The following is a 554-nucleotide window of genomic DNA, read 5'->3' on the forward strand; positions in this document are numbered from 1 at the left end:
CTCCCAGGATCGCTATGTTGCTCCCTAGCCGCCAAGCCCCTCTTGGCCAAGTCCGCTGCGTCTCCTCGGAGGCCGCATCCTAAGCTGCCTCTTCAACCGGTTTGAGACGCTGGCCAGGCGCTCTGCACTGCTGGTGACCCCCTTACCCCCAGCCCCTCTCCCAAAGGAAGAGGGGGGTCTAAGGAGCGAGGGGAGAAGCCGTTTGGATCATCTTGCAACCACCAGCACTCCCATCATGCCACCGGCTAGGGGGTAAAACTTGGCAGTAGAAAATCCTGCCTGCAAGGCCATTTGCCGCTGCTCTTCGCCAGAGGGGAAGCCGTCCAAACTGGGATCGAGGTAGGAATATTCAGATCCCAGTCCAAGGGTTTGGGCCTGGGCAACGACCTGGGTGTTCAGGTACCAGCGCTGAAAGTGAGCAAGAAACGGGATCCCTGTGGGGCGATGAAAGTCCAAAATAGCGGCGCGACAGCCGGGCTTGAGCACCCGGCAAATCTCTCGCAACGCCTGCGGGATATCGGTTACGTTGCGCAGGCCATAGCCCATTGTAACTG

The 554-nt window shown here is 59.6% G+C and carries 1 protein-coding gene; it reads right to left on the minus strand.

Features of this window, described 5'->3' with window-relative positions:
* Positions 1-207: 207 nt before the first annotated feature.
* The coding region (locus NW858_RS12075; RefSeq protein WP_414520596.1) for a class I SAM-dependent methyltransferase at positions 208-554 on the minus strand (347 nt) is incomplete at its 5' end.

This window comes from Synechococcus sp. H55.10 (genome assembly GCF_047502715.1).
GTDB lineage: Bacteria > Cyanobacteriota > Cyanobacteriia > Thermostichales > Thermostichaceae > Thermostichus.